At 62.2% G+C, this 23,418-nt stretch carries 21 protein-coding genes; 6 read left to right on the top strand and 15 right to left on the bottom strand.

What is annotated here, in order from left to right; translation table 11 throughout:
* Together IAE77_RS29725 and thrH are read right to left on the bottom strand one after the other, a co-directional pair.
* Positions 1–1,064, bottom strand: a 1,064-nt coding sequence (locus tag IAE77_RS29725; RefSeq protein ID WP_294235111.1) for a chorismate-binding protein, incomplete at its 3' end; no start/stop codon positions are given.
* Between the two features lie 57 nt (positions 1,065–1,121).
* Positions 1,122–1,730 carry a bifunctional phosphoserine phosphatase/homoserine phosphotransferase ThrH gene (gene thrH, locus IAE77_RS29720; RefSeq protein ID WP_294235110.1) on the bottom strand — a complete coding sequence of 203 codons (609 nt, stop codon included), beginning with the start codon at positions 1,728–1,730 and terminating at the stop codon, positions 1,122–1,124.
* A gap of 119 nt (positions 1,731–1,849) precedes the next feature.
* On the opposite strand from thrH, the gene IAE77_RS29715 reads away from it, so the two are divergent.
* Positions 1,850–2,326 carry a pyridoxamine 5'-phosphate oxidase family protein gene (locus IAE77_RS29715; protein ID WP_294235108.1) on the top strand — a complete coding sequence of 159 codons (477 nt, stop codon included), beginning with the start codon at positions 1,850–1,852 and terminating at the stop codon, positions 2,324–2,326.
* Here the strand turns inward: IAE77_RS29715 and IAE77_RS29710 are convergent.
* Positions 2,317–2,682: a YkgJ family cysteine cluster protein gene (locus tag IAE77_RS29710; protein WP_294235106.1), complete on the bottom strand. Its 366-nt coding sequence runs from the start codon at positions 2,680–2,682 to the stop codon at positions 2,317–2,319. The two genes, IAE77_RS29715 and IAE77_RS29710, sit on opposite strands and share 10 nt — an antisense overlap.
* A gap of 118 nt (positions 2,683–2,800) precedes the next feature.
* Between IAE77_RS29710 and IAE77_RS29705 the strand changes: the two genes are divergently transcribed.
* Positions 2,801–3,448: an urease accessory UreF family protein gene (locus tag IAE77_RS29705; RefSeq protein WP_294235104.1), complete on the top strand. Its 648-nt coding sequence runs from the start codon at positions 2,801–2,803 to the stop codon at positions 3,446–3,448.
* A 5-nt stretch (positions 3,449–3,453) separates the two neighbouring features.
* On the opposite strand, the gene IAE77_RS29700 is transcribed toward IAE77_RS29705, so the two are convergent.
* From IAE77_RS29700 to IAE77_RS29680, 5 genes are all read right to left on the bottom strand, one after another.
* Positions 3,454–4,212, bottom strand: a complete 759-nt coding sequence (locus IAE77_RS29700) for a hypothetical protein (protein WP_294235103.1) — start codon at positions 4,210–4,212, stop codon at positions 3,454–3,456.
* A 48-nt stretch (positions 4,213–4,260) separates the two neighbouring features.
* Positions 4,261–6,378, bottom strand: a complete 2,118-nt coding sequence (locus IAE77_RS29695; protein WP_294235101.1) for a TonB-dependent receptor — start codon at positions 6,376–6,378, stop codon at positions 4,261–4,263.
* A 198-nt stretch (positions 6,379–6,576) separates the two neighbouring features.
* Positions 6,577–7,536, bottom strand: coding sequence for an acetyl-CoA carboxylase carboxyltransferase subunit alpha (locus IAE77_RS29690; protein ID WP_294235100.1), 960 nt, complete (start codon positions 7,534–7,536; stop codon positions 6,577–6,579).
* A 34-nt stretch (positions 7,537–7,570) separates the two neighbouring features.
* Positions 7,571–8,509, bottom strand: a complete 939-nt coding sequence (locus IAE77_RS29685; RefSeq protein WP_294235098.1) for a LysM peptidoglycan-binding domain-containing protein — start codon at positions 8,507–8,509, stop codon at positions 7,571–7,573.
* A 40-nt stretch (positions 8,510–8,549) separates the two neighbouring features.
* Complete coding sequence (locus tag IAE77_RS29680; RefSeq protein WP_294235096.1) at positions 8,550–9,077, bottom strand: hypothetical protein; 528 nt, start codon at positions 9,075–9,077, stop codon at positions 8,550–8,552.
* Positions 9,078–9,181: 104 nt separating this feature from the next.
* On the opposite strand from IAE77_RS29680, the gene IAE77_RS29675 reads away from it, so the two are divergent.
* Positions 9,182–10,432, top strand: coding sequence for a methyltransferase domain-containing protein (locus tag IAE77_RS29675; RefSeq protein WP_294235094.1), 1,251 nt, complete (start codon positions 9,182–9,184; stop codon positions 10,430–10,432).
* A 45-nt stretch (positions 10,433–10,477) separates the two neighbouring features.
* Here IAE77_RS29675 and IAE77_RS29670 read toward each other — a convergent pair whose 3' ends face one another.
* Both IAE77_RS29670 and IAE77_RS29665 read right to left on the bottom strand, forming a co-directional pair.
* Positions 10,478–10,702 carry a zinc ribbon domain-containing protein gene (locus tag IAE77_RS29670; RefSeq protein WP_294235092.1) on the bottom strand — a complete coding sequence of 75 codons (225 nt, stop codon included), beginning with the start codon at positions 10,700–10,702 and terminating at the stop codon, positions 10,478–10,480.
* Positions 10,703–10,873: 171 nt separating this feature from the next.
* The gene (locus tag IAE77_RS29665) at positions 10,874–12,418 is read right to left on the bottom strand and encodes an MFS transporter (protein WP_294235090.1); all 1,545 of its coding nucleotides are present in this window, start codon (positions 12,416–12,418) and stop codon (positions 10,874–10,876) included.
* A gap of 288 nt (positions 12,419–12,706) precedes the next feature.
* Between IAE77_RS29665 and IAE77_RS29660 the strand changes: the two genes are divergently transcribed.
* Entirely contained in the window at positions 12,707–13,135 is a 429-nt protein-coding gene (locus IAE77_RS29660) for a PDZ domain-containing protein (protein ID WP_294235088.1), read from the top strand.
* 49 nt (positions 13,136–13,184) lie between these two features.
* Here IAE77_RS29660 and IAE77_RS29655 read toward each other — a convergent pair whose 3' ends face one another.
* The 4 genes from IAE77_RS29655 to IAE77_RS29640 are packed head-to-tail and all read right to left on the bottom strand — an operon-like array spanning position 13,185 to position 19,574.
* Positions 13,185–14,711, bottom strand: coding sequence for a response regulator (locus tag IAE77_RS29655; RefSeq protein WP_294235086.1), 1,527 nt, complete (start codon positions 14,709–14,711; stop codon positions 13,185–13,187).
* The gene (locus tag IAE77_RS29650) at positions 14,708–15,304 is read right to left on the bottom strand and encodes a chemotaxis protein CheB (protein ID WP_294235085.1); all 597 of its coding nucleotides are present in this window, start codon (positions 15,302–15,304) and stop codon (positions 14,708–14,710) included. The genes IAE77_RS29655 and IAE77_RS29650 overlap by 4 nt, the downstream gene beginning before the upstream one ends.
* On the bottom strand, positions 15,301–16,131 hold the full coding sequence (locus IAE77_RS29645) for a CheR family methyltransferase (RefSeq protein ID WP_294235084.1): 831 nt from the start codon (positions 16,129–16,131) through the stop codon (positions 15,301–15,303). Before IAE77_RS29645 ends, IAE77_RS29650 begins: the two co-directional genes overlap by 4 nt.
* The gene (locus IAE77_RS29640) at positions 16,131–19,574 is read right to left on the bottom strand and encodes a response regulator (RefSeq protein WP_294235083.1); all 3,444 of its coding nucleotides are present in this window, start codon (positions 19,572–19,574) and stop codon (positions 16,131–16,133) included. Before IAE77_RS29640 ends, IAE77_RS29645 begins: the two co-directional genes overlap by 1 nt.
* Positions 19,575–19,764: 190 nt before the next feature.
* Here IAE77_RS29640 and IAE77_RS29635 point away from each other — a divergent pair, with 190 nt between their 5' ends.
* Both IAE77_RS29635 and IAE77_RS29630 read left to right on the top strand, forming a co-directional pair.
* Positions 19,765–22,197 carry an alpha/beta hydrolase fold domain-containing protein gene (locus IAE77_RS29635; protein ID WP_294235081.1) on the top strand — a complete coding sequence of 811 codons (2,433 nt, stop codon included), beginning with the start codon at positions 19,765–19,767 and terminating at the stop codon, positions 22,195–22,197.
* Between the two features lie 31 nt (positions 22,198–22,228).
* Positions 22,229–22,528, top strand: coding sequence for a hypothetical protein (locus IAE77_RS29630; protein ID WP_294235079.1), 300 nt, complete (start codon positions 22,229–22,231; stop codon positions 22,526–22,528).
* Between the two features lie 148 nt (positions 22,529–22,676).
* Here the strand turns inward: IAE77_RS29630 and IAE77_RS29625 are convergent, their stop codons facing one another.
* Positions 22,677–23,222: a hypothetical protein gene (locus tag IAE77_RS29625; RefSeq protein ID WP_294235077.1), complete on the bottom strand. Its 546-nt coding sequence runs from the start codon at positions 23,220–23,222 to the stop codon at positions 22,677–22,679.
* Positions 23,223–23,418 lie beyond the last annotated feature (196 nt).

The raw sequence follows: 23,418 nt of genomic DNA, 5'->3' as shown, positions 1-23,418 counted from the left end.
CGGGCAAGGTCCACCAGCATGATGTGTTCCGCACGCTCCTTGGGGTCATTCAGCAGTTCGCTGGCGAGAGCGTCATCCTCCTCTCGAGTTTTTCCCCTCCATCGGGTGCCGGCGATCGGACGGATGTCGATGCGGCCGTTCAGGCACTTCACATGCACTTCAGGCGAGCTGCCGACGAGCGCAAATCCTTGTGGGAAGTCCATGCAGAACATGTAGGGGCTCGGATTCACATGCCGCAGGGCACGGAAAAGGTCGAGCGTGCTGCCTTGATACTCCGTCTCGAATCGCTGCGACGGCACGCCTTGGAAAATGTCTCCCGCTGCGATGTATTCCTTCATCTTCAGCACCATCCCCTCATACTCCTCGCGGGTGGTGTTGCTGACCGGCGGTGGAAGCTGTTCGTTGGCGACCGGGGAGAAGGTTTGCAGCGGTTTGGCCGTCAATGGCTTCTCCAGCTTCGCGATCACTTCCGCGATTTGCACACCTGCCCAGTCGTACGCGGCCTGCAGCGACGCGTGCTCGTCGGTGTGAACGTTGGCGACGATCGAAAGCCGGCGTGTGCGGTGGTCGAACACCAACACCGTGTCAGTGATCATGAAAACCATGTCCGGCAGGCCCAGTTCGTCTTTTTTGGCGGCCGACAGGGTCGGTTCAAAGAAACGCACCATGTCGTAGGCCAGGTAACCCACCGCACCACCATGGAAGACGGGCAGCGGCTGGTTCTCCAACGGCCGGAATGGTTTCATCAGCGTCTCCAGCTCCGTCAGTGGATCCGACTTCGTGGTGAACTTGCGCGTCTTGCCACGCTCTTCGATCTCGATCTCGCGGCCGCGGGAGGTGAAGATCGCACGTGGCGAGCTGCCGAGCAGCGAGTAGCGCCCCGAATGCTGCGTGAGCTCCGCGGACTCCAGCAGGAAGCCGCAGCGTCCGTCGTGGATCTTTTGAAACGCCGACAGCGGAGTCTCGTAATCCGCCGTCAACTCGGCCATCACCGGAACGAGATTGCCCTTCTGCGCGAGTGTCTGGAAGGTGGCGAAGTCTGGCTGAAGATGAAGCTGGGGCATGCGTGGCGGGAAGCGAGCGCGCATTCTGGACGCGAATGCGCCACGTGGCAACGCGCTTCAAAGCGCCGCACGGATCGCAGTCAGGAGCTCGTTGTAGTCATCGAACGGCGTGAACTGCGGGAACTGGGCTTTGATGGCTGCTGGCGCGTGGAAGAAGAAGCCGACGTCCGCTTCGCCGAGCATCGTCGTGTCGTTGAATGAATCGCCAGCCGCGATGACGCGGTAATTGAGCGTCTTGAACGCGGCCACGGACTTCTGCTTCTGGTTCGGTTGCCGCAGCCGGTAGTTCACGATGCGGCCGTCGGCCGCCACTTCGAGCTGGTGGCACAAAATGGTCGGCCAGGCGAGCTGCCGCATCAGTGGTTGGGCGAATTCGGCGAAGGTATCGCTCAAAATGACCACCTGCGTTAAGGAACGAAGCTCGTCGAGGAAGTCCTTGGCACCATCGAGCGGCGAGAGCGTGCCGATCACTTCCTGGATGTCCGGCAGCTTCAATCCGTGGTCGTCGAGGATCTTGAGCCGGCCTTTCATCAGCACGTCATAGTCGGGTTCGTCACGGGTGGTGCGCCGCAGTTCGGGGATGCCGGTCTTTTCGGCGAATGCGATCCAGATTTCGGGCACGAGGACTCCTTCGAGGTCGAGAGTGACGATGGTTTGGGGCTTCATTTGGCGGGGAGATGTCACCGAATCGACGTTTTGTCCAGCGGCGGCGCCCGTTTCAAAAGAAACACAGTCTCCACCAAGTCAGGCGGAGTTCTGTTCGCGCGTGGCGGGTAAGTTTCGTCATGAAACTGGACAACGATCTCGCCCGTGAGGCTGTGCAAGTCGTGAAGAAGGCCCGGACGGCGGTGCTGGCCACCGCGGATCATGAAGGCTGCCCGCATTCAACATGGATGACCACGCAAGTCACCGATGACCTTGCTGAAGTATTCTCCATCACAGCGCCCACGGCGCAAAAGGTGGCCCAGTTGCGCCGGAATCCGCAGGCGGAATGGATGTTCTCCACGGCTTCGATGGAGACTTTGGTCTATCTCTCGGGCTTCACCCGCGTCCTTGAGGGCGAGGCGGCGAAACGCTACTGGGACCAGATGCCTGGCAAGGCGCAGGCCTACTACCGGAAATACTGCGAAACGGACGACTATCACAAGTTCACCGTGATCCGCACGGAGGTGAGCAAGGTCGTGCTCTGCAAACCTTACGCCTACAAGAAGGTCGTCCTCTTCAACAAATCCGCCGCTCCGACGGTGAAAATTCAAGGCTGATCCGCCGGGCGTGGGGCTTCGATGGCTTCACACTGGTCCCGCCAACCGGGGAAATTCCAGGCGTTCGGAAACCCCTCGCATTGCACCGGCTTCACCGGCTGGATGCGGCACATGTTGATGCCTTCGAGGAAAAGACATTCGCCATTCGGCTTGTCGATGATGCTCAAGCCGGTGCGGTTGGCATTCAGGCGCGTGCACCGTTCGATGAACTCCTGCACCGGCATGTCGAGGAAGCCGGCGATGCGGACCACCTCCTCGTCAGTGACGCGCACGTCTCCCGGCCAGCGGCAGCAGTTCCCGCAGCGCTGGCATGCATACCAGGGCGTCGGGGTGTCAAGTTGCGAGACTGCGGTCATGAAAAGTATTCTGTTCGCACAAAGAAAACATGCAGGGCATACTTCGTGCGATGAATCGACTCGTGCAACGATGGTTTGGACCGCGCCGCGACCAGCGGTGCCGTGTGATGTTGTCCCGATGAAATTTCATCTGCTGCCATCCATCACCTTGCTGCCGCCTCCGCATGATTCTGCGGACAACGGACAGATCATCGAAGATTGGGCCCGGGGGCTCGATTGGGTGAAGTGGCTGCTGGGCAGTGTCCGCTCGCGGTCAGAGATGCTCTCGGTGGCCCTCGATCATCCATTGGCGGCCGCATGGGAGCAGTTCACGGAAGGTGTGCTTCTCGAAACCGTGGGGCCAGCTCTGAAACGAGCCTGGCAGGCCGCGCAGAAGGGTGATCTGGAAGCTCTCATCGAGATCGATGCCTCGTTGTCTGCCGCCCTTGATCCACAACTGGCGCGGCGCAGCATCAAAGCGGGCGCGGTGTTGCTGAAATCGACCCGCCATGCCCGCTACCAGGCGGTTCTGGGCCGGTTGCGGGAAGCGGTGGAGCAGGGGAGATGTCAGGGTCACATCGCCGTCGTGTGGTCCGCTGTGGGACATTTTTTCCAACTCAGTCTCGCCAACGTGATCGCTGAATACCTTCACCTGGAGTGGGACATCGCCTCACGAGCGGCGCAGCGCATCGCGAAACCGGCGGGCCGCCACGGCATCGCAGGCCTGACGAGCCGTGTCATGCGGGGCAATGCTGGCGAGGCCGCCTTGCGCGTCGTGGATGCCTGATCCGGCTATCTGCCGAGCAACTTGTTCACTCCGCCGCCGATTTTGGCGCCGTTTTCACCCTGCAGCAGGTTCTTGAGAGCGCCGCCGGCACTGGCCTTGGCTGCTTCGGAGCTCAGCCGGCTGAGGATCTGGGCTGTCAAGGCGGCAGGAGTGATGCCTTCAGCGCCTGTTCCGAGACCCGTCAGATGGATTTCCGGCAGTGTCACAGTCTTGCTGGCTCCTGGAACGAGACCGGCGGCGCTGGCGCTCACTTTGGCGCCCGTGATCAAGATCTCGTTGACCTGCAGCTTGATGGTCTTCTTGGGTTTGCCATCGGCCGAGGGTGCCGTTTGTGGATTGGCCGCGGCGGCGGCAGGCACCTGCTGCGAGGCGAAGGCCTTCGCGTTGTCGGCAATGTGTTTGAGGTTCGTGCCGCCCAGTCCGGCTTCGAGATTGATCTCGGGATCGAGGATTTTGATGTGTTGGATGACGATCTTGTCTCCACTGACGCTGTGGGTGTCCAGGGCGATGTCCGTGGTGCCGATGCGCAGGGCATACGGCCCGGTGAATCCCTGGGGATTGCCGATGACGAAGCCTTCGATGACGCCGGTGCCTGAAAGGGGCGAAAGCTTCACCGCAGCCACTGTCACACTGGTCTGCACGACCGGCGGAGTGCCGCTTTCAATACCGAACTTGATGATCTTGTCGAGCTGCGACCACCCGAACCACAGGAAGGCACCGATGAGAACGACCAGGACGATGATGATGCGGAGGAGCCATTTCATGGCCGCCAGTTTCCCTGCCGGCCATGATCTGTAAAGCCCGACGCTTGATCAAAACTTCACCGTGGCACCCAGTGTGGCTCCAAAGCCTGGCTCGTTGCTGCCTGAGCCGTGGTAGCGATAGGTCTGGTCCAGCAGGTTGTCGAGGGAGGCGGTGAGGATGAGGTTTTCCGTGACTTTGCAGCCCCCCCGAAGAGTGAGCACCCAGAACGAAGGAGTGCCGTTCGGCGGGATGCGGCCGGTGTCGGTCATGTCAGAGGCATTGATGCGGGCGGCCTCGCCATAGCTGAGGCACACGAATTCCGTCCAGAACCGGCTGTCCGTGCTCTGCCAGCGAATGCCGCCATAGCCGACGAGTGGCGAGATCTTGCCCAATGGCTCGCGGCGTTTGTCCGCGGTCGAATTGCCGACGTATTGGTCCACTTCCCCCTCCACCCACGCGATGTGGCCGAAGATGCTCCAGTTGGGGTTGATCTGCCAGCGGCCGGAAAACTCCACGCCCTGCATGTAGCCGTCACCGGCATTGCTCTTGTTGTAGGTGACGGGCGGGCCCGTCACGATGACGTTGCGCACGATCATGTCGTCGATCTTCGTGTAGAAGTAGCCAAAGCTGGCGCTGATCGTCTCGGTCTGCGCCTTGAGGCCGATTTCATAAGTCAGATAGGTTTCCGGGCTCAGACCTGGAGCCGGGATTTCCCGGTTGGCACCTTGGGAGAGATCATCACGGGTGAGGTCGGAGAGATTCGGGGCGCGGAAGGCCTGGGAAACGCCGCCATAGATCTGGTAGCGGTCCTGGTCGTCGAGATCGACGAGGAAGCGGAAGTTGCCGGAGAAGTTCTGATACTCGTCCGCGTAGCTGCTGATTCCCGTGGCGGCACCTGTGGTCGGATTGCGGCCTTCAAACTTGCCCGCATCCGCACGGACATGGGTGTAGCGGCCGCCGAGGGTCAGGTGCACACGGTCACCGGCGTCGATCTCATCCTGAAGAAAGATGCCCAGCAGATCGTAGCTGGCGTCGTCGGCCACAGAGCCTGCGAAATTGTTCGCGCCGTCGGTTTCCAGCCAGTCGTGATAATAGTCGATGCCATAGACCAGCTTTCCAATCGGCGAACTGCTCTCGAACTGAAGGTCCACGCCCAGGGTGCTCACATCCACGTCCTGGAACGTGGTGGCACCACCTCCGGTGACGCGGTATTGCTCCTCGCCAGCCGTCTGGAACGAAACGGTGAGGCTGGCGGCGTCGATGAAGCTGTTGAAGTCCGTGCCTGCCAGACGTGCGTAGGACAAGCTGCGGTTCTGGTCGAACAGGCGGATGCGATTGGTGCCGGGAATGGTGCCTTCAAAGGACACGCCGCTGGTCGTGTCGTGCGTGCGCCAGACATCGTTCTGGCGGAGCTGCTGGTGCACGGCGGTGAAGGCCCAGTGGTCATCCAGGGAGATGTCGAGGCGGGCGTTGAAAGCCCACTGGTCGTAGCCGGTGTTGCGCTGGCGCTGGCCGCTGCCGTCTGTCACATCGCCGAACTCGCTCAGGGTGGCGCCCAGGTGCAGGCCCCAGCGCTGACCTTCGCCGATGCTGGTTTCCAGGTGCTCCACATTGCTGTGTTCGGCCGTCGAGTGGCGGTAATCGAGCTGCCCGTGCGTGAAGAAACTGCCTTCTGCCTCACTGAGGTAGCCCGAGCCCTTGGTGAAGGCGTTCACTGTGCCACCGATGGCGTCACTGCCGTATAGCGTGCCGCCCTGCGATGGCAGCAGCTCGACGCGGCCGAGGGAGTATTGATCAATGGTGTTCCAATACTGGTTCGGGCCTTCGCGGAAGGTGGAGTTGTTGAAGCGCACGCCATCGATCATCAGCAGCGTGCGGAATCCGGTGAAGCCTCGGATGAAGGGCGATCCCTGGCCGTTGGAGGTCTTTTGAATGGCCACACCCGGCGTCTCACGCAGCGCTTCGGGAAAGGTCCGCACGAGCCGTTCCTCCATCTGTTTGTTCGTCAGCGTCTTGACCAGGGCGGGCACTTTGCCAGCGTCGGTTTCGGTCCGGTTGGCGGTGATGATCCTTTCCGGCAGCGCTTCAGACTTGCGGGCCCTCTTCTTTTCGTCCGGTGCTGGTTCGGCAGAAAGTCCGGCGGTGGCGAAGGTGGCGAATAACAACGGGATCGATAGACGGCGCATGATTGGGAGGGGCGTTGAGCAACGCATTCAGGCAAACCCTGATGCTCTTGTCACGCATTCCTCCGTGTTGCTTTGTGCAATTGGGTAAAAACAACCCAACACGTGCCGGCGTGGGATAAAAAACGACCATGTGAGCCGGCCGGGCTGCTGTGTGGGCGATTCGCCGGCGGTTTCGACTGTGCCGGATGCCAAAAGGCTTCACCCCTGCGTGAACTGGCCGAGAGCGCGGAATTTTTGGTATCGCTGCTCCAGCAGCGTCGGGGCCGGTGTCTTCGCCAGTTCGGCCAAGGTCGCCAGCAGGGCATCTTTGAGGGATGCGGCTGCGGTGGCGTGGTCGTTGTGCGCCCCGCCGAGCGGTTCGGGAATGATGCCATCGATGATGCCCAGCTTGGAAAGATCCTGGGCGCTGAGTTTGAGCGCTGACGCGGCCTCCGGGGCGTGTTCACGATGTTTCCAAAGGATCGCGGCGCAGCCCTCGGGGCTGATCACGGAGTAATAAGCGTTCTCCATCATGAGCACCTTGTCAGCGATGCCGATGCCCAGTGCGCCACCGCTGCCGCCTTCGCCGATGACAATGGCGATGACCGGGGTGCGCAGCGTCATCATCTCCCGCAGGTTGAAGGCGATGGCCTCGGCGATGTTGCGTTCTTCAGCACCGATGCCAGGGAAGGCTCCGGGGGTGTCGATCAGGGCGACGACCGGCAGGCTGAACTTCTCCGCCATGCGCATGAGGCGCAACGCTTTGCGATAGCCTTCGGGATGGGCGCTGCCGAAGTTGCGCAACAGATTCTCTTTCGTGTCGCGGCCCTTTTGATGGCCGAGGATGGCCACACGCTGCCCGCCGATGGTGGCAAAGCCGGCCGGCATCGCGTTGTCATCGCCGATGTGGCGGTCGCCGTGCAGTTCCACGAACTCGTCGCAGATGTGCTTCACGTAATCGAGCATGTAGGGCCGGGCGATGTGGCGGGAGATCTGCACTCGTTGCCAGGGGGAGAGGTTGGCATGAATGTCGCGCTGCAACTCGCCCATTTTGCGCTCCAGATCGGCCACCTGCTGGGTCAGCTTGTCAGTCGGCTTCAGGGAGAGCTTCTTTTTGGCCTCGTCGATCTCTTCACGGAGTTTGACGATGGGTTTTTCGAATTCCAAAACTTGTTTCATGGCGGGGCGGTCGGGAAAAGAGGTTTGAGAGTGATTACCTCACGAGGCTCAACTTTGACCCTCTGCGCACGAGCGCAAAGAGTTCTTCGATGTCCTCACGGGCGAGAAAGATGCCGGTCTCTGACTCGGCGGCGGGCGGCGGGACGGCGGCGGCGGGAGTGGCTCCTTTTTTGCCCGCCTCGGCTTGGTTCGGCTCTTCCACAGGCTGCGCACGAGGCACGGGAGGCGTGCGAATGACCACGCCGGGCTTCGTTCCTGGAATCCATTTCTCCGCCTCAAGGTAATGCGGATCGGTGGAAATGACCTGTTTGCCTTCATGGATCGCGTTCTTGCCCGCGATCTGGATTTCCACCGGCAGTCGTGTGCCGGGCGGCAGGCGGATGTCCTTCGCCTCATACACTTTGAAGAGATACTCCTTCTCCCCGACCTTCCGCAGCAGCATGACCTGCTTTTTCGACAGGCTGACGCCGAGATGGAAGTCCATCGGAATGATGGTGAGGTGATCGCCGGGCTGGAGATTGAAACTCATCAGGCCGCTGGAGCGGATGATGGAGTCCACGGTCGTTCCTTGCTTCGTGGCGATGAGATTGAGCGAATCCCCCGGCTGCACGATGTAATCCTTCTTCCCGCCCAGGTTTTCCGGCGAGTAGAGCTGGTCCATGTTGATCTCGCCGATGATGCGGATGGCGTCACCGCAGGTGGCGGAGTCCGGGAACTGCTGCCGCAGCTTGTAAAGCGCGTCACGGCCTTCCTCGATCTTCCCTTCGCGGATGAGATCGACGGCAGCCTCAAAGCGACGCACGCCCGGATCGATGCGCGGACGGTCCTTGCCCTTCATCGCGGCGATGTCTTCCTCCACCTGGCTCTCCTTGAGCAGGATGTTCATGTAAACCCAGTAGCCCATCGCCAGAGTGCCGGCCACAAGGCCCACGGTGATGAGGAAAATCAGCAGTTTGATCTGAGTCCGGGCCATCTAGGAGGTTTGAAATTTCAGATTTGAGATTTCAGATTTTTTAGCCCAGGAGGCCGCGGCGTTTGAAATCGAAGAGATTGATGTTCTGGGACTTCTCAATCATCTCCACGGTGAACTTCAGCAGGCAGATCTCCCAGGTGTCGTCCACGCCCTGGATCACTGCCCGCATCGGGTTGCCGCTGGTGCGGATGTCGGAGAGCAGCTTGCCGCAGACGTGATCCATCGATTCATGGACGATCTGCTCGGTGATCTCCCCCTTGCGGAACTTGAAGCCGTATTTCAGGATGGCCAGCTTGTGCAGGTTTTCCTTCAGAAAGTCGCCAAAGGCGGCCACTTCCGGGCCGAAGCCTTCGAAGTCAAAATTTCCCGGCATCTCCGGGCGTAGGATGAGCGGTTTCTCGGCCTCGATGCGGCCTTCACGCACGCGCACGGCACCCACGGTGTCCATGAGCTCGGTCACGATCTGGAACTCGAACTGGGTGCTGCCGAAGGTGTCGATGCGGCGGTCCGGCTCATGCAAAACCTGGGTGTTTTCCAGCGCATATTGAATGTCGAACTCTGTGGGCATTTCGTTTGGGGGTCGCGGAGATTAGACTGCTTGGGAGCAGGGGCCAGTGATTTCTTGGCTGTGGCGGTTGTGCGGGCGGAGGCGCTGTTCTACTGGGATGAGACATGAAACTGCCGCCCCATTTGCTCGATGAGATCGTCACCTCCCTTGGCGAGGTGTTCGCCGGCCGTCGCTATGCGGACCGGGTGATCGAGTTTGTGTTCAAGCGTCATCGGAAATGGGGCAGTCGTGACCGCCGCATGTTCGCCGAATCGGTTTACGAGTGTGTGCGCTGGTGGCGCTGGTTCTGGTTTGTGGCGGGGCTGCCGGATGCGGAGCACGGGCAGGCGGAAACCATCACACCGGAACGGATCTGGCGCGTGTGGGCCGCTTATTGGGTTACGAACGGCCGCGAGCTGCCGCACGATGAAAACGCGCCCGAGGTTTCCGCCGGGGAAATGCTGAAGCGCGCGAAACAGACGCCGCCTCCGGCGATTCGCGCCTCCATTCCGGACTGGCTGGAGCAACGCGGCACACAGGAACTGGCAGACGCCTGGCCGGCGCTGCGTGAGGCGCTCAACCAGCCGGCGGATGTGTTTCTCCGCGTCAATACGCTCAAAACCGACCGCCGCTCACTGAAAGAACGACTGGGCCAGGAGGGATTCGAGACCGAAGCTGTCGATCATGTGCCCAGCGCCCTGCGCATGAAGCAGCGGGCGAACACGTTTGGCTCGAAGGCCTTCAAGGAAGGATTGTTCGAGGTTCAGGACGCGGCTTCCCAGCTCATCGCACCCTTTTTGCAGCCGGAACCCGGCATGCGCGTCATCGACGCCTGTGCCGGCGGTGGCGGCAAGTCGCTCCACATCGCGGCGATCATGCGTAACAAGGGGCGCATCCTCGCGCTGGACATTCACGCCTGGAAACTGGCCGAACTGCGCAAGCGGGCCTCACGCGCCGGTGTGGACATCATCGAGGCGCGTGAGATTGACGGCTCGAAAACGATCAAACGCCTCGCCAAAAGCGCGGATCGTGTGCTGCTCGATGTGCCGTGCTCCGGTCTGGGTGTTCTGCGTCGCAATCCCGACGCCAAGTGGAAGCTCAGCGACGAGGAGATCGCACGCCTCACCTTTTTGCAGGCCGAGATCCTCGAAAGCTACAGCCGCATGGTCGTTCCCGGCGGCAAGCTGGTTTATGCCACCTGCAGCATCCTGCCGAGCGAGAATGAACGGCAGGTGCAGTCATTCCTGGCCCGCCATGGCGGCGAATGGACGCTGGAGGAGGAACTGCATCGCAACCCGGAGCAGGGGGGCTTTGATGGCTTCTATGCCGCGAGGTTGATGAGAAATGCGGAAGGTGGAGTTCGGAATGAGGAATGACCGGATCAGAGATTCCGCAATCCGCATTCGCCATTCACATTTCATTCAATGGCATCCGCAACCGCTGCCGCAGGAGCCGGCTCCGCCGCCTTTGGGGGCTGAACTGGTGCCGCCCATGATTCCTGTGCCGCCGACGGGGACGCGACGAATGGGTTCAACACTGTCGGGATGCTGTGTGAGCGCCGCGTCCTTCATGCTTTGACGAACTTCGAAGCGCTTTGGCTGTTCGCCTTCAAACTGGGGGATGGTTTCGTAAACGTAGGTGGGCATGATGAGGAATGACGAAGCCAGAGCCGAGCGAAGCGAGACAGACGAGTGAAACGAGCCCGGAGGGTGGCGCAGCGTATCAATGTCGAATGACGAATGGGGTGCAAGCCGGGAAAACAAAAGCGGCGTCCCGGTGAGGGGACGCCGCGTGAGCGAGTTGTTTTCCAGAGATGCTTACTTCTCGTCGTCGATGGAGAGCACCTTGTAGCCGCCGATGCCCTTGAAGTAGAGCAGGAGCAGGAGGTAGATCGCCGCCATCGTGGCGGGGATGTAGGCGTCGAACTTCAGGGTCATGCGGTCGCCCTGCTGGTCAGCGGTCACGACTGTCTGCTGTTCAGCCGTCTTCTCCTTGGCTTCCTTCGCTTCGGCCAGCTTCTTGCCATCAAGGCCGAGTGCCGCTGTGGCGTTCAAGTTCAGGAACTTGCTGGGCTCAGCAGCCTTGTAGGTTTCAAAGAGAGCCGGGTTCTTCGTTTTGAGGTCTTCGCCAGCGAAACGGTCCTTCATGTAGCCGAGGCCAGGACCGCCGATGATTCCTGCGGAGAGCATGCCGATGCCGCCCATGATGGAGATGGCAACAGCACCGGTGCGCGGGAAGCGGTCGGAGGCGACGGCGAGCATCGTGGGCCAGAAGAAGGTCTTGCCGAAGGCATAGATGCCGAGGGCGATGAGCGCCGTGGTGAAGGTGTTCATGCCGGAGGCCATGGTCAAACCGCCAGCGGCCAGGGCCGCGCAGACGAACAGGAGGCCGACAGGGGAGAGCTTGAGCGTCTTCTCGATCCAGTGGGCGCAGAAGCGGAGACCGAACATGATGGCGGAGGTCCAGAGGAACAGCGCCTTGCCCTGTTCAGGCGTGAACAGGTTGCCCGTGATGTTCTGAATCCAGCCGTCGGTGCCGAGTTCGACCGCGCCGACGAGGGCGTGCGTCACGAAGAGAACAAACAGCACGAGCGAACCGAGCGAGAACTTGGTGATCACCGCCACGACGATGAGAATCAGGCCACCGATGGCGAAACCGAGGTTTTTGGCCAGCCCGGCTTCAAGACCGATGACGCCCTTCAGGAAGTCGCCAAAGAACAGGGCGAGCAGGGCGCAGGCGACGAGGCCACCGAGGATGCCGACGTCCTTGAGCATGTTGCCAAAGCTGACGCCTTTGGCGGCCGCCTCGGATTTCGGGAAGGTCTGGCCCATGAACATGAGGCCGTAGATCACCGTCGGGATCAGGTAGAGGGCGAGCTGGATGCGCCAGTTGATCTCCATCTTGTCATCCAGGAACCAGCCGAGAACGACACCGATCACCATGCCGGCAGGCCAGGAGGCATGCAGGATGTTGAGGTAATGCGTGCGGTTTTCCGGGAACAACGTGGCGACGAGCGGATTCGCCACGGCTTCCAGTGTTCCGTTCGCAAAGGCGAACACGAACATGCCGAGGGAGAGCACCATGTAGGCATTGCCGCCGCTGGCGGTGAAGGTGATCAGGGCGGACACGACGTGAAGGACGAAGGCCAGGACCACGAGCTTGCCGTAGCCGATCTTGTCCACGATCACCCCGCCGAGGATGATGCCGAAGCAGAAACCATTGAAGCCCATGCCTCCGATGGCGCCGAGCTGGGCTCCGGTGAAGCCGAACTCCTTGGCCCAGTTGTCAAAAATGCCGCCGCGGATGGCGAAGCCGACGCCGGCCGCGAGGATGGCCATGAAGCCGGCCCAGAGAAGTCTCATTCGATTGTTTTCGCTCATAGAGGAGGTGTGGAGTGTGGGTTGGTGGGTGTGGTTGTCGGGAAAGCGCGTGTTTTAGGTGCCGCCCTTCGTTGCGACAAGGAAAAAATGTCGCCGCTCCCTGTTTGAAAAACGTTTCGGGCACGGGACGGCGGGAAAAGAGGGCTCGCGGGCCGGTCCCGGGCCGGGAGATCACCGCAGAGACAGCGATGTGGCCGTCTCGGGACTCGACAGCAGCGAAAAGAGCCGTTCAATGCCGGCCTCCCGACTATGAAGACCTGTGCCCGAATCTTGTTCCTGCCTCATGGCCTCCTGCTTGTCGTTGTTGGACTCGCAGTTTGGGCGTGGCCCTGTTTGGCGGCGAACCGGGTGTCGTCTCCGACGCAGGTGCAGCCGGAGGTTCTGGCTGGTCCCGTCATCGTGGGGGCTGGCGAGTCGGTGGGGATCGGCGTGGCCCTTGGCATTGATGAGGGCACCAAGATGCCCAAAGTCTCCAAGATCTTCCCAGGATCACCCGCGGCGGAGGCGGGCCTGGCCGAAGGGGACATGATCCGGGAGATCAATGGCGTGCAGACCACCGGTCTGGCGCTGGAGCAGTGCGTGAAGATGATCCGGGGCGATGCCGGAACGATCGTGACCCTCGAAATTTTGCGCGCTGAGGACGGTGCGGCCATTGTGTTGAAACTGAAACGGCGGGCGTTTCGGCTGACGGACGGCTGAGCGTTGTGGAGACGAGCGGCACTGCACTGCACTGCACTGCTGCACGACGTCATGGCGGAACGGGAAGTTCGGCGAGGATGTGGCGCAGTTGCTCGATTTTGACGGGTTTCGTCAGGTGGGCGTGAAATCCGGCCTCCTTGGCCTGGCGCACATCTTCTTCAGTGCCGTAGCCGCTGAGAGCGATGCCGATGACAGGGCGGATGGCTTGAAGGGAACGCATGAGGTCAAGGCCGCTGCCATCCGGCAGGCCGAGATCGCTGATGACGACATCGTACTCCCCGGTTTCGTAGGCGGCGATGCCTTCCCGGCGCGAGCCGGCGGCGGTGATGCGATGCCCGCTACGGGTCAACAGGCGCGTGAGAGCGTCACGAGTGGGCGCGTGATCTTCCACCACCAGCAACCGCAGGGCCTGGACGGGAGGCGGAGGCGTGGTGTGTTGCGCCGCGGCTTGGCCGGGCGCGTCCGCCGTGGCGAGGGTGACGGTGAAGGTGGCGCCTCGCCCGGCACCGGGGCTCGCGACCTGGATGGTGCCGTGATGAGCATCGACAATGGCTTTGGAGATCGTCAAACCGAGGCCGAGGCCGCCGAAACGGTGCTTCCCAGCGACATCGCCCTGCTCAAAGGCGCTGAAGATGTGCGGCATGGCCTCGGCGCTGATGCCGACGCCAGTGTCGGCGACGCTGACGGTCACGTGGTCGTCGGCGCAGTTGCGCGTGCGCACGGTGATGGTGCCGCCTTCGGCGGTGAATTTGAAGGCGTTCTTGAGGAGATTCCAAAACACCTGGTGCAGGCGTGCCGGGTCGCCCAGCACATGGTGGCGGGCGGCGGTGACGTCGAAGACGATGTCCACATTCTTGCCGGGTCCGTCGCTGCGGATGATTTCGTGGCAGTGGCGCAGCAGGTCGTGGATGTCCACGGGCACGTGTTCGATGGTCAGCTTGCCATGGCTGATGCGGGTGACATCGAGCAGGTCGTCGATGAGACGCGCCTCCAGCTCGATGTTGCGGCGCATCATGGTGAGCTGCTCGCGTGCGTCGGCGGGCAGGCTGGCGTCTTCCTGGAGGGCGGCCACGCCCATCAGGACGGGGGTCAGCGGTGTGCGCAGCTCATGGCTTAGCGCGGCGAGGAAGTCGTCCTTGGCGCGGTTGGCGGCGCGTGCCTCCTCCATGTTCTGCCGCAGGGCCTCACGCTGCATGGCGAGATCGAAAAAGATGCCCGCCTTGCTCTTCAGGATGTGAGGCTCAATGGGTTTGAAGATGAAATCGACCGCGCCGGCCTCGTAACCGCGAAAGTGCCTCTGCTGGTCGATGGCGCCGGCGGTGACGAAGATGATCGGCACGCGCCGGGTGCGTTCCGTGCCGCGCATGAGCTCCGCCAGCTCAAAACCATCCATCCCCGCCATCTGCACATCCAGCAGCGCAAGCGACACATCGTGGACGAGCAGCAGCTCCAGTGCCTCAAAGCCGGAGCGTGCCTTCAGCAGTTCCAGCCCGTCGCGTTTCAGCAGGGCTTCCAGCGCCAGGAGATTGCCCTCCAGGTCGTCCACCAGCAGGAATTTGATCGTGGGCGGTGTCATGACGGCGCGGGGACGAGTTCCCGCAGCAGCAAGGCGGCGATTTGTGATGGATCGACGATTTGCGCCGTCGGACAGGCGTCGAGAGCGGCCTCCGGCATCGCAGAGGCCTCGGCGGTGGCCGGGTCCTGCACGTAGGCGCGACCACCGGCGTCCACCAGCGCCTTCAGACCGGCGGCACCGTCACTGCTGGCACCGGTGAGGATGATTCCGGCCAGGGCATCGCCATAGGCATCGGCGGCGGATTCGAACAGCACATCGATCGACGGGCGTGAATAGAGCACACACTCGTCCTGGGAGAGGGAGAGCACGAAATCGGGCTCCACCAGGAGGTGATAGTTCGGCGGGGCGATGTAAACGACGCCAGGGAGGATCGGCTCCTTGTCCTCCGCCTCCTTCACGCTGAGCTGGCAGCGGCTGTTGAGCAGGGGGGCGAGCAGGCTTTCACCGTCCGGCGGCAGATGCACGACGATCATCACCGGCAGTGGAAACCGCCGCGGCAGCAGCGGCAGGAAGCGCAACATCGCCCCCAGCGCCCCGGCGGAACCGCCGATGACGAGCGCACGAAACTGGCGGTGGGCGGGTTCGTGATTCATCCGCGTTTCTGGTAGATGCGTTCGCTGCGGGAGAACTCGGCGAAGTCACCCGCGTGGGCGGAGAAGTGCAGGCTTTCCTTGCTCCCGAGCCCCAGGAAGCCTTTGCGGACGAGCGAGTCCTTGAACAGGCCCACGGCGCGGTTTTGCAGCTCCCGGTTGAAGTAAATGAGCACGTTCCGGCAGCAGACGAGGTGTACCTCCGCAAAGACGGCATCGGAAGCCAGCGTGTGGTCGGAGAAGACCACCCGTTTGCGCAGCGACTTGTCAAAGACGGCCGCGCCATACGCGGCGGTGTAATAGTCCGAGAGCGAGCGCTTCGCGCCGGAGCGCTGGTGGTTGGTGGTGAATTGGGCGATGCGGGCGAGGTCATACACCCCGGCCTCCGCCTTGCGCAGCGCCGTGGAGTTGATGTCCGTGGCATAAAACAGCGTGCGTTCCTCCAGTCCCTCCTCGCGGAACAGGATCGCCAGCGAATACAGCTCCTCCCCGCTGCTGCACCCGGCGATCCACACCTTCAGCGATGGATAGGTGCGCAGATGCGGCACCACCTCCGTGCGCAGCACGCGGAAGAAGCCCGGATCGCGGAACATCTCGCTCACCTGCACGGTCAGGTGGCTGAGCAGTTGCGGCAGCATGCCTGGATCATGCAGCACCCGCTCCTGCAAGGCGGAGAAGGTCGTGCAGCCAAAGCGGTCCCGCGCCTGCAGCAGGCGGCGTTTCAGCGACGCGGGGGAGTAGTCGCGGAAGTCGTAATGATACTTCTGGAAGATGGCTTCCATGAGGAGGTGCAGTTCGATGTCCTCGGTCTCGGCGGCGGCAGTTTTCATCAGCGGGGCATCCAGACGCGGATGAGGGAGAGCAGTTTTTCGATGTCCAAAGGCTTGGCCAGATAGTCGCTGGCGCCGGCGGCCAGGCATTGCTGCTGGTCGGAGGGCATGGCCTTGGCGGTGAGGGCGATGATGGGCAGCTTCTGCCACTCCGGCCGCTGCCGGATGGCCCGCATCGCGGCCAGCCCGTCCATTTCCGGCATCATGATGTCCATCAGGACCAGATCCACCGGCGCGGGGGATTTCTGCACGCGGTCGAGCAGATCGATCGCCTCGCGGCCGTTGCGTGCCACCTGGATGTGCACACCCAGCGGCTCCAGCATGCTGGTGAGGGCGAAGATGTTCCGCACATCGTCCTCGGCCAGCAGGATGCGCCTGCCTTCCAGCGCGGCCTCACGGCTGCGGGCCTTTTCGATCATGCGCTGCTTGTCGGCCGGCAGTTCACGCACCACCTGGTGGAGGAAGAGCGCCACCTCGTCGAGCAGGCGCTCGGGAGACTTGGCGCCTTTCACGATGATGGCCTTCGAGTAGCGCCGGAGCTGCTGCTCCTCCTCTTCGCTCAGCTCACGGCCGGTGTAGATGATCACCGGCGGGAAGGGGTAGGAGTCGCTGCCGCTGAGTTTCTCCAGCAGTGAGAATCCGCTGGAGTCCGGCAGCGCCAGATCCAGCACCATGCAGTCAAAGGTGCCGCCGCCGAGCTGCCGCAGGCAGGATGCCGCGTCGGAGGCGCCCACCGTCTCCACCTCGCGGGAGGAAAGCAGATCACACAGCGCCCCGAGCTGCACAGGGTCGTCTTCCACCACAAGAACGCGGCGCAATTGATGCGCGAGCTGCTTCTCCAGCTTCTGAAACGCCTCCACCAGGCTCTCCCGCGTCACCGGCTTCAGCATGTAGCCCACCGCTCCCATGGCCAGCGCCTTTTCCGCGTAGTCCGTGGCGGAAATGACATGCACCGGGATATGCCGCGTGCGCGGATCGTGCTTCAACCGCTCCAGCACAAAGAGCCCCGAGCCATCCGGCAGGCCGATGTCCAGCAGGACGGCGCTGGGCACATGCTCGCGTGCCAGCGCCAGCGCCTCGTTCGCGCTGGTGGTCATCAGGCACTGGAAATTCTGGTCGTGGGCCAGGCTGGCGAGCACCTCGGCAAAGGGCAGGTCATCCTCAATCAGCAGGATCACCTGGCTGCCCGGCGTGAGACGGTCGCGATCATCCTTGGGCATGGAAGCCGCCGCTGCGGTGGAGCGGGGCGTCAGACGCGCACCCGCAGGCGGCGGAGCGATCTCCGGCGGCAAAACCAGGCCCGGCGAGGGCGGAGTGGCCGTGCCCGGAGATTCCGGCAGGATCACGGAAAAGACGCTGCCTTTGCCCACCTGGCTGGCCAGTTGGATGTCCCCGCCCAGCAGCCGTGCCAGCTCGCGGGAAATCGACAGCCCCAGCCCTGTGCCTCCATACTTCCGGCTCGTCGTGCCATCTCCCTGGCAGAACGGCTCGAACACCAGGGTCTGCTGCGCCGGATCGATGCCGATGCCCGTGTCCTTCACCGCAAAAGAGACACGACCACGCCCTGCGGCAGCCACTTCGAGCGTCACCGATCCCTGCTCGGTGAATTTCAACGCATTGGAAAGCAGGTTGCGCAGGATCTGCTCCAGCCGCTGCGGGTCGGTGGTCACCGTGGCGGGCGCACCCGGTGTCGCATGCAGGTCCAGCATCAGGCCACGCCGTCCGGCCACGGGCTCAAACTGCCCCCTCAGGCCCTCCAGCAGCCGTGCGACCTCGATGGACTCCGGTTTCACATCCATCCGACCCGCTTCGATCTTCGAGAGGTCCAGCACGTCATTGATCAGCGCCAGGAGGTCGTTCCCCGAGCCCTGGATCGTGCGCGCATAGCGCACCTGCTCCTCCGTCAGGTTCCCGCCACGATTCTCCGCCAGCAGTTGGGCCAAAATGAGGGCTGAATTCAGGGGCGTGCGCAGTTCGTGCGACATGTTCGCCAGGAAGGCCGACTTGTAGCGGCTGGCCTGCTCCACCAGCCGCGCCTGCGCCTCCAGCCCCTGCTTCGCCTCCACCAGATCATCCCGCTGTGTCTCGAGCTGCCGCGTCTGTGCCTCGAGCTGCATGTTGTTCTGCTCCAGCTCCGCCTGCTGCTGCTCCAGTTGCGCCTGCGTGCGTTGCAGCGTCTGGCTTTGCTCCTCCAGTTCCTCATTGGAGACGCGCAGCTCCTCGCTCTGGGCCTGCACCTCCTCCGACTGTCGTTGCGTCTCCTCCAGCAGCTCCTCGATCCGTGCGCGTGACTTCGCCGCCTGCACCGCCGCCGCGATCGATTCGCCCGTGCGCACCAGCAGTGTCGTGCCGTTCTCAGGCACCGGCCCGAAGAAGCCCAGCTCCACCACCGCGATCACTTTGTCATCCACCTCAGCCGGCGCGATCACCAGATGCCGCGGCCGCTCCTGTCCCAAGGCCGAGCCAATCGCCAGATAACCTTCCGGCACATCATCCACCACAAACGTGCGCCCATCCTTCGCCGCCTGGCCCAGCAGTCCCTCTCCCAGGGCAAAACTCTGCGGCACCGCCGCCCCCGGAGGCAGCGCATACGCCGCCGAGCGGCGAAACAGGCCATCATCCTCGATGAAAATCACGCCCGCGTTCGCACCCGTGTATTCGCACAGGAAACGCAGCGCACTGTCGCCCAGCCGGGCCAGATCCGGCTCCCCGATGAGCTTTTCCCCCAGCAGCGTCTGGCCCGTCTGCAGCCATTCCTGCTGCTTCCGCGCCAGATCCGTCTTTCGCACCAGCCACGCCACCGCGATCGCCAGCGCGATGCCCAGCAGCCCCGACAGCAAACCGCTGCGCATCGCCGTGCTGAACGCCGCCTCCGTCTCCGCGAATCGTTCGCGCAGCAGCGTCCGCTCCTCCTGCTGCATCTCCGTGATCGTCCGCCGCACCTCCTCCATCGCCACCTTGCCGCGGTCAGTCATCACTGACTGCCGCACCTGCTCAAAGCCCGAGGTGCGCCGGAGGGTGATGTTCTCCGCCAGATATTGCTGCTTCAGCTCCACCTGGCTCTTCAGCACCGCCACCCGCGCATGCTGTTCCGGATTGTCAGCCGTCAGCCGCTCCGCATCCGCCAGCCGGTCGCCGATGCGGGCGTTCGCCGTCTCATAGGGTTCCAGGTAGCGGTCATTCCCGGTGATCAAAAACCCGCGCTGCCCCGTCTCCGCATCCTTCATCAGGGAAAACACATCGCTCAACGTCGTCATCACCTCATACGTGTGCGAAACCTTGCCCGTCATCTCCCGCAGCCGCTGCAGGTTCACATACGACACCACGATGTTCGCCACGAAGAACAGCAGCACCGCCGCCAGACCCGCCAGCAGCACGACGCCAGAGGTGGAAGGGCTGCGGGGCTGGCTGGAGACGGGAAGAGGGGCGGAGGGCTCGGACATGATCGGCCGGGGAGTGGGCACAAGGTTGAAACCGTGTTATTCGCACCCCGCAATCCCGGGAGATGTATCAAACATCGTCCCGAACCGTTGGCGCGCGACAGGCCGCGCCCCTTGGGAGCAGAGGCGGTCCTGCCGCGCTCTGGGATCCCGGCACAGAACCCGCCTGTGACTCACGTTTGACTTTCAGACCATGAAACGCCTGCTTCTCGTCCTCCTCGGCCTGATTTCGCCTCTGCTCGCACAGGAAAAACATGCGCCGATGCATCGGCTCACCTGGGAGGAGTATGCAGGCACGCTGGCGCATTGGCGGAAGGCTTTTCCGAAGGTTGCGGTGCTCGAATCGCGTGGGATGAGCGGGCAGAACATGCCGGTGTATTTGCTGAAGATCACCGATCCGAGGGTGAAGAACGTGGACAAACAAGTGTGCCTCGTCACCACGCTGCACAGCGGGCCGGAGCGCACGGGCACGACGGGGGCGATGGCCTTTGCGGAGTGGTGCCTGAGCGATGATCCGCTGGCGGTGGAAACGCGGAAACGACAGATCGTGCTCATCATGCCGTGCGTGAATCCGCTGGCGATGTTTTACACGGATCGCTTTCGCAATGAGCACGGCGTTGATCCTTACACGGGCACCGGACGTGTGGGAAAAATCTGGGATGTGAAGTCGCTAACGATCAACAAGCCGGAACAAGCACCGGAGCTCGCCGCGGTGCTCTCAGTAATCGACGAATACCAACCGGAGGTGCATGCGGACCTGCACGGCACCGGCTTGCAGGAGTATGCGCCGGATCAGCTCGGCTCGCGGCGCATGTATCAGGGCCAGATCATGACGGAGGTTACGGGTGGGGCGTATTCGAACTACGCGCTGCGTCCGTGGGACTGGCGTGTGACCGAGGCGATGATCGCGGCGGGCAAGGAGGCGGGTTTTCCATCGGATCGCTTCGAGGCGGATGCACAGCGCACGTTTTGGGGACCGGAACTCGCGCCGCTCGGCAAAAAGCTCTGGCACGGTATGCCGCTCTTCTATTCCGCGCACTACGGCTACGCGAAGTATCACACGATGGTCATCACACAGGAGGTGGCGTGGGAGCAGAGCCTCGTGGCGAGGATGAAAGGCCTCATGAAGATCGGCAACGAGGCGTGGCTGGATGAAAACGTGCCTGGTTATCCCGTGAATCGCATGCGGCACTTCGTCGGGCATTTTGTGACCGCGTATGGCCGAAACGCGACGGAGCGCCGTGCGAGCCGTGTGGAGCTTTGGAACCAGCAGAGCGAGTTCGCGCTCGGTTTTCTTTATCCGCAGACGGTGGGCCGCGAGAGCCTCGTGGTGGCCACGACGGCCGCGGCGAAGAAAAAGATCGTCGCGAAGGAGTTTCCCGAAGCCGTGAAAAAGTTCATCGGCGCCGGTCCAGAGCTCAAAGTGGCGATGGAAGCGCCGAACGAGCAACTGCTCGCCGCGACGACGGACGCGACGATCACGAAGGGCATCGGATTTCGGATGCGATTGCCGTATCGAGCGCCCACAAAGCTCGATGTGCGGCTTAACGGTCGCGCTTTGAAGCCTATCGCGGCGGATGGCTATGAAAGCTGGTTCGCGGATGGTTTCACGCAGGTGCAGGTGAACGTGCCGCCGCAAAAACTCGCCGCAGACGGCCTTTACTTCATCACCTGCGCCTACGAGCCGGATGAGCAGCGACCGAACGGCTGGATGCCACCCGCCGAGGTGCGCAAGCTCTACGCCACCGACAAAGCCGATGCCACGCCCGCGACCCACGTCGATGTGGCCTATGGCCCGCACTTTCGCCAGACGATGGATGTGTGGCTCGCGAAGTCCGCGAAGCCGACGCCGGTCGTGTTTTACATCCACGGCGGAGGCTGGGGTGCGCAGGACAAGACGGACATTCATCAGCATCTCGATGTGCGGGCTTTTCTCGATGCCGGCATCTCCGTGGCCTCGATCAACTACCGCTTCCTCGCCGATGCGAACGCCGCGAAGGTCACTCCGCCGCTGCAATGGCCGCTGATGGATGCCGCGCGTGCCTTGCAGCATCTGCGCTCGAAAGCCAGCGAGTGGAACCTCGACAAAACACGCATCGCCGCGAGTGGCGTGAGCGCAGGCGGCTGCTCCAGCCTCTGGCTGGCGATGCATGGCGACATGGCCGATGTGAAAAGCGCTGATCCCATCGCCCGCGAGTCCACGCGAGTGCTTTTCACGGTCACCAAGGCTCCACAGCCGTCGCTCGATCCGAAACAGCTCGTCGAATGGATCCCCAACAGCGAATACGGCGGCCATGCGTTCGGCTACATCGGCAAAACGCGCAAAGAGACCTTCGCTCCCTTCCTCGCCAATCGAGACAAGCACCTCGCCGATCTCCGCGAATGGTCACCCATGTCCCACGCGAGCGCCGACGACCCTTTCGCGGTCCTTTTGACGACCAAGGAGGACAAACCTCCCGTCAAAGGCGAGCCGCAGAAAGACCCGACGCACAGCGCTGTGCTCGGTTTGATGCTTGAGGACACTTTGAAGCCTCTCGGCGTGAAATGCGAGGTGCGGCATCCGTTGGATGGCCAGCCGGAGACGACGATGCAGGAGGTGTTGATGCGGGAGTTTGGACGTCGCTGATGGGCCTGCGGGCGGAGACGTGCGGCGCTGATTGTTTCGCGTTCAGATTAGCGGCGTCAAAGTCACCCTCGGGGCGCTGTATGATGCGTATGGCAGCTTCGGAGCCGTGCATCTTTACGGCACGAAAGGCGATCTCGCCGTGAAGCTCACCGATACCTACCACGCATTCCGCGGCCAGCTCGTGGCCTTCATCGACATGCTCCGCACCGGTGAGCGTCCGCTGCCCTTTTACGAAACCGTCGAACTCATGGCCGTCATCATCGCCGGCATCCGCAGCCGCGAACAGGGCGGCGCGGTGGTTTCGGTTCAGGCGGTGCTGTCGGAAGTTTGAAAGATGGCGGATGGCCAAGCATAGAAACCCTCCAGCGGCATGTAACGTCCAGGATCAGGCGACGGCGAGGGGTGGACTTTAATACACGACAGACAGCCTCCGAGGCCTGCATCCGTTTTGTTCGCCTTTGTGTGGTCGTGATGATTGGTCATGGCTTCAGTCCAAGCAGCTTGAGTGATGCCGCGATGCGTTCTGAATCGGAGTGGCCCGCAAGAGCTGACCGTAGATGCTCTCGTCCTGTATCCTGCAAAGGAGAATCGACGGTCAATAGTCGGTTCGGTTCACGATACGCAGCAAACCAGGGATCTCCCTGTTCAGTCACGAAGCGAAACAGATCCTCAATACAACGTTCAAACATGTGCCCGCTCTTGGCGTTGAAGCTGTGATGATAGTGGCCCACCCTCATGCGAGTGGAGTCACTCATCGGACCATTCAGTGCGACCGCTTCAAAAGTGTCGTTGAGCACGCGAATGCCGAAGTGAACTCCGAACTCTACTTTAAAGTTGATGGGGCCTCCATAGCTGCTGCCACCGCGGTGAAGATGGATGACATCCACCGTGTGCTCGTGCCTGCGAGTCCAGAACATCTTCTTCGATCTGGAGAATCCCAAGGCTGCAACTCGTGATGTGAAGTCTCGGCAAGCGTCCTCCTGCCTCTCACGGACTATCTTCGTGGTCTCTGGTCCTGCGAGCATGGTGTGCTGAGGTTTGGTGAGCGTTGTTTATCCACACTTAATTGTGGGCGAATCAGATTCGCCCACAGTTTTTCGTGGTCTTTAAGGTGTGCTTTTGACGTGAATGAAGTATCACAAACCAAGCGAAGGTTGAACTGAGCCGCTGCGCGGAGGGTGCGTGAGGGGAGTTTGGATGGGGAGTACGCTGGGGGGCTAT

This window comes from Prosthecobacter sp., assembly GCF_014879935.1.
Classification (GTDB): domain Bacteria; phylum Verrucomicrobiota; class Verrucomicrobiia; order Verrucomicrobiales; family Verrucomicrobiaceae; genus Prosthecobacter.
This window is presented reverse-complemented; position numbering and strand designations above follow the sequence as displayed.

Excerpts from the sequence above, each read along its gene's own strand:
- IAE77_RS29675 (WP_294235094.1), top strand. The coding sequence starts at position 9,182 with ATGAAACTGCCGCCCCATTTGCTCGATGAGATCGTCACCTCCCTTGGC.
- IAE77_RS29695 (WP_294235101.1), bottom strand. The coding sequence starts at position 6,378 with ATGCGCCGTCTATCGATCCCGTTGTTATTCGCCACCTTCGCCACCGCC.
- IAE77_RS29680 (WP_294235096.1), bottom strand. The coding sequence starts at position 9,077 with ATGCCCACAGAGTTCGACATTCAATATGCGCTGGAAAACACCCAGGTT.
- IAE77_RS29665 (WP_294235090.1), bottom strand. The coding sequence starts at position 12,418 with ATGAGACTTCTCTGGGCCGGCTTCATGGCCATCCTCGCGGCCGGCGTC.
- IAE77_RS29685 (WP_294235098.1), bottom strand. The coding sequence starts at position 8,509 with ATGGCCCGGACTCAGATCAAACTGCTGATTTTCCTCATCACCGTGGGC.
- IAE77_RS29640 (WP_294235083.1), bottom strand. The coding sequence starts at position 19,574 with ATGTCCGAGCCCTCCGCCCCTCTTCCCGTCTCCAGCCAGCCCCGCAGC.
- thrH (WP_294235110.1), bottom strand. The coding sequence starts at position 1,730 with ATGAAGCCCCAAACCATCGTCACTCTCGACCTCGAAGGAGTCCTCGTG.
- IAE77_RS29650 (WP_294235085.1), bottom strand. The coding sequence starts at position 15,304 with ATGAATCACGAACCCGCCCACCGCCAGTTTCGTGCGCTCGTCATCGGC.
- IAE77_RS29645 (WP_294235084.1), bottom strand. The coding sequence starts at position 16,131 with ATGAAAACTGCCGCCGCCGAGACCGAGGACATCGAACTGCACCTCCTC.
- IAE77_RS29625 (WP_294235077.1), bottom strand. The coding sequence starts at position 23,222 with ATGCTCGCAGGACCAGAGACCACGAAGATAGTCCGTGAGAGGCAGGAG.
- IAE77_RS29635 (WP_294235081.1), top strand. The coding sequence starts at position 19,765 with ATGAAACGCCTGCTTCTCGTCCTCCTCGGCCTGATTTCGCCTCTGCTC.
- IAE77_RS29710 (WP_294235106.1), bottom strand. The coding sequence starts at position 2,682 with ATGACCGCAGTCTCGCAACTTGACACCCCGACGCCCTGGTATGCATGC.
- IAE77_RS29655 (WP_294235086.1), bottom strand. The coding sequence starts at position 14,711 with ATGACACCGCCCACGATCAAATTCCTGCTGGTGGACGACCTGGAGGGC.
- IAE77_RS29705 (WP_294235104.1), top strand. The coding sequence starts at position 2,801 with ATGAAATTTCATCTGCTGCCATCCATCACCTTGCTGCCGCCTCCGCAT.
- IAE77_RS29715 (WP_294235108.1), top strand. The coding sequence starts at position 1,850 with ATGAAACTGGACAACGATCTCGCCCGTGAGGCTGTGCAAGTCGTGAAG.
- IAE77_RS29690 (WP_294235100.1), bottom strand. The coding sequence starts at position 7,536 with ATGAAACAAGTTTTGGAATTCGAAAAACCCATCGTCAAACTCCGTGAA.
- IAE77_RS29700 (WP_294235103.1), bottom strand. The coding sequence starts at position 4,212 with ATGAAATGGCTCCTCCGCATCATCATCGTCCTGGTCGTTCTCATCGGT.
- IAE77_RS29670 (WP_294235092.1), bottom strand. The coding sequence starts at position 10,702 with ATGCCCACCTACGTTTACGAAACCATCCCCCAGTTTGAAGGCGAACAG.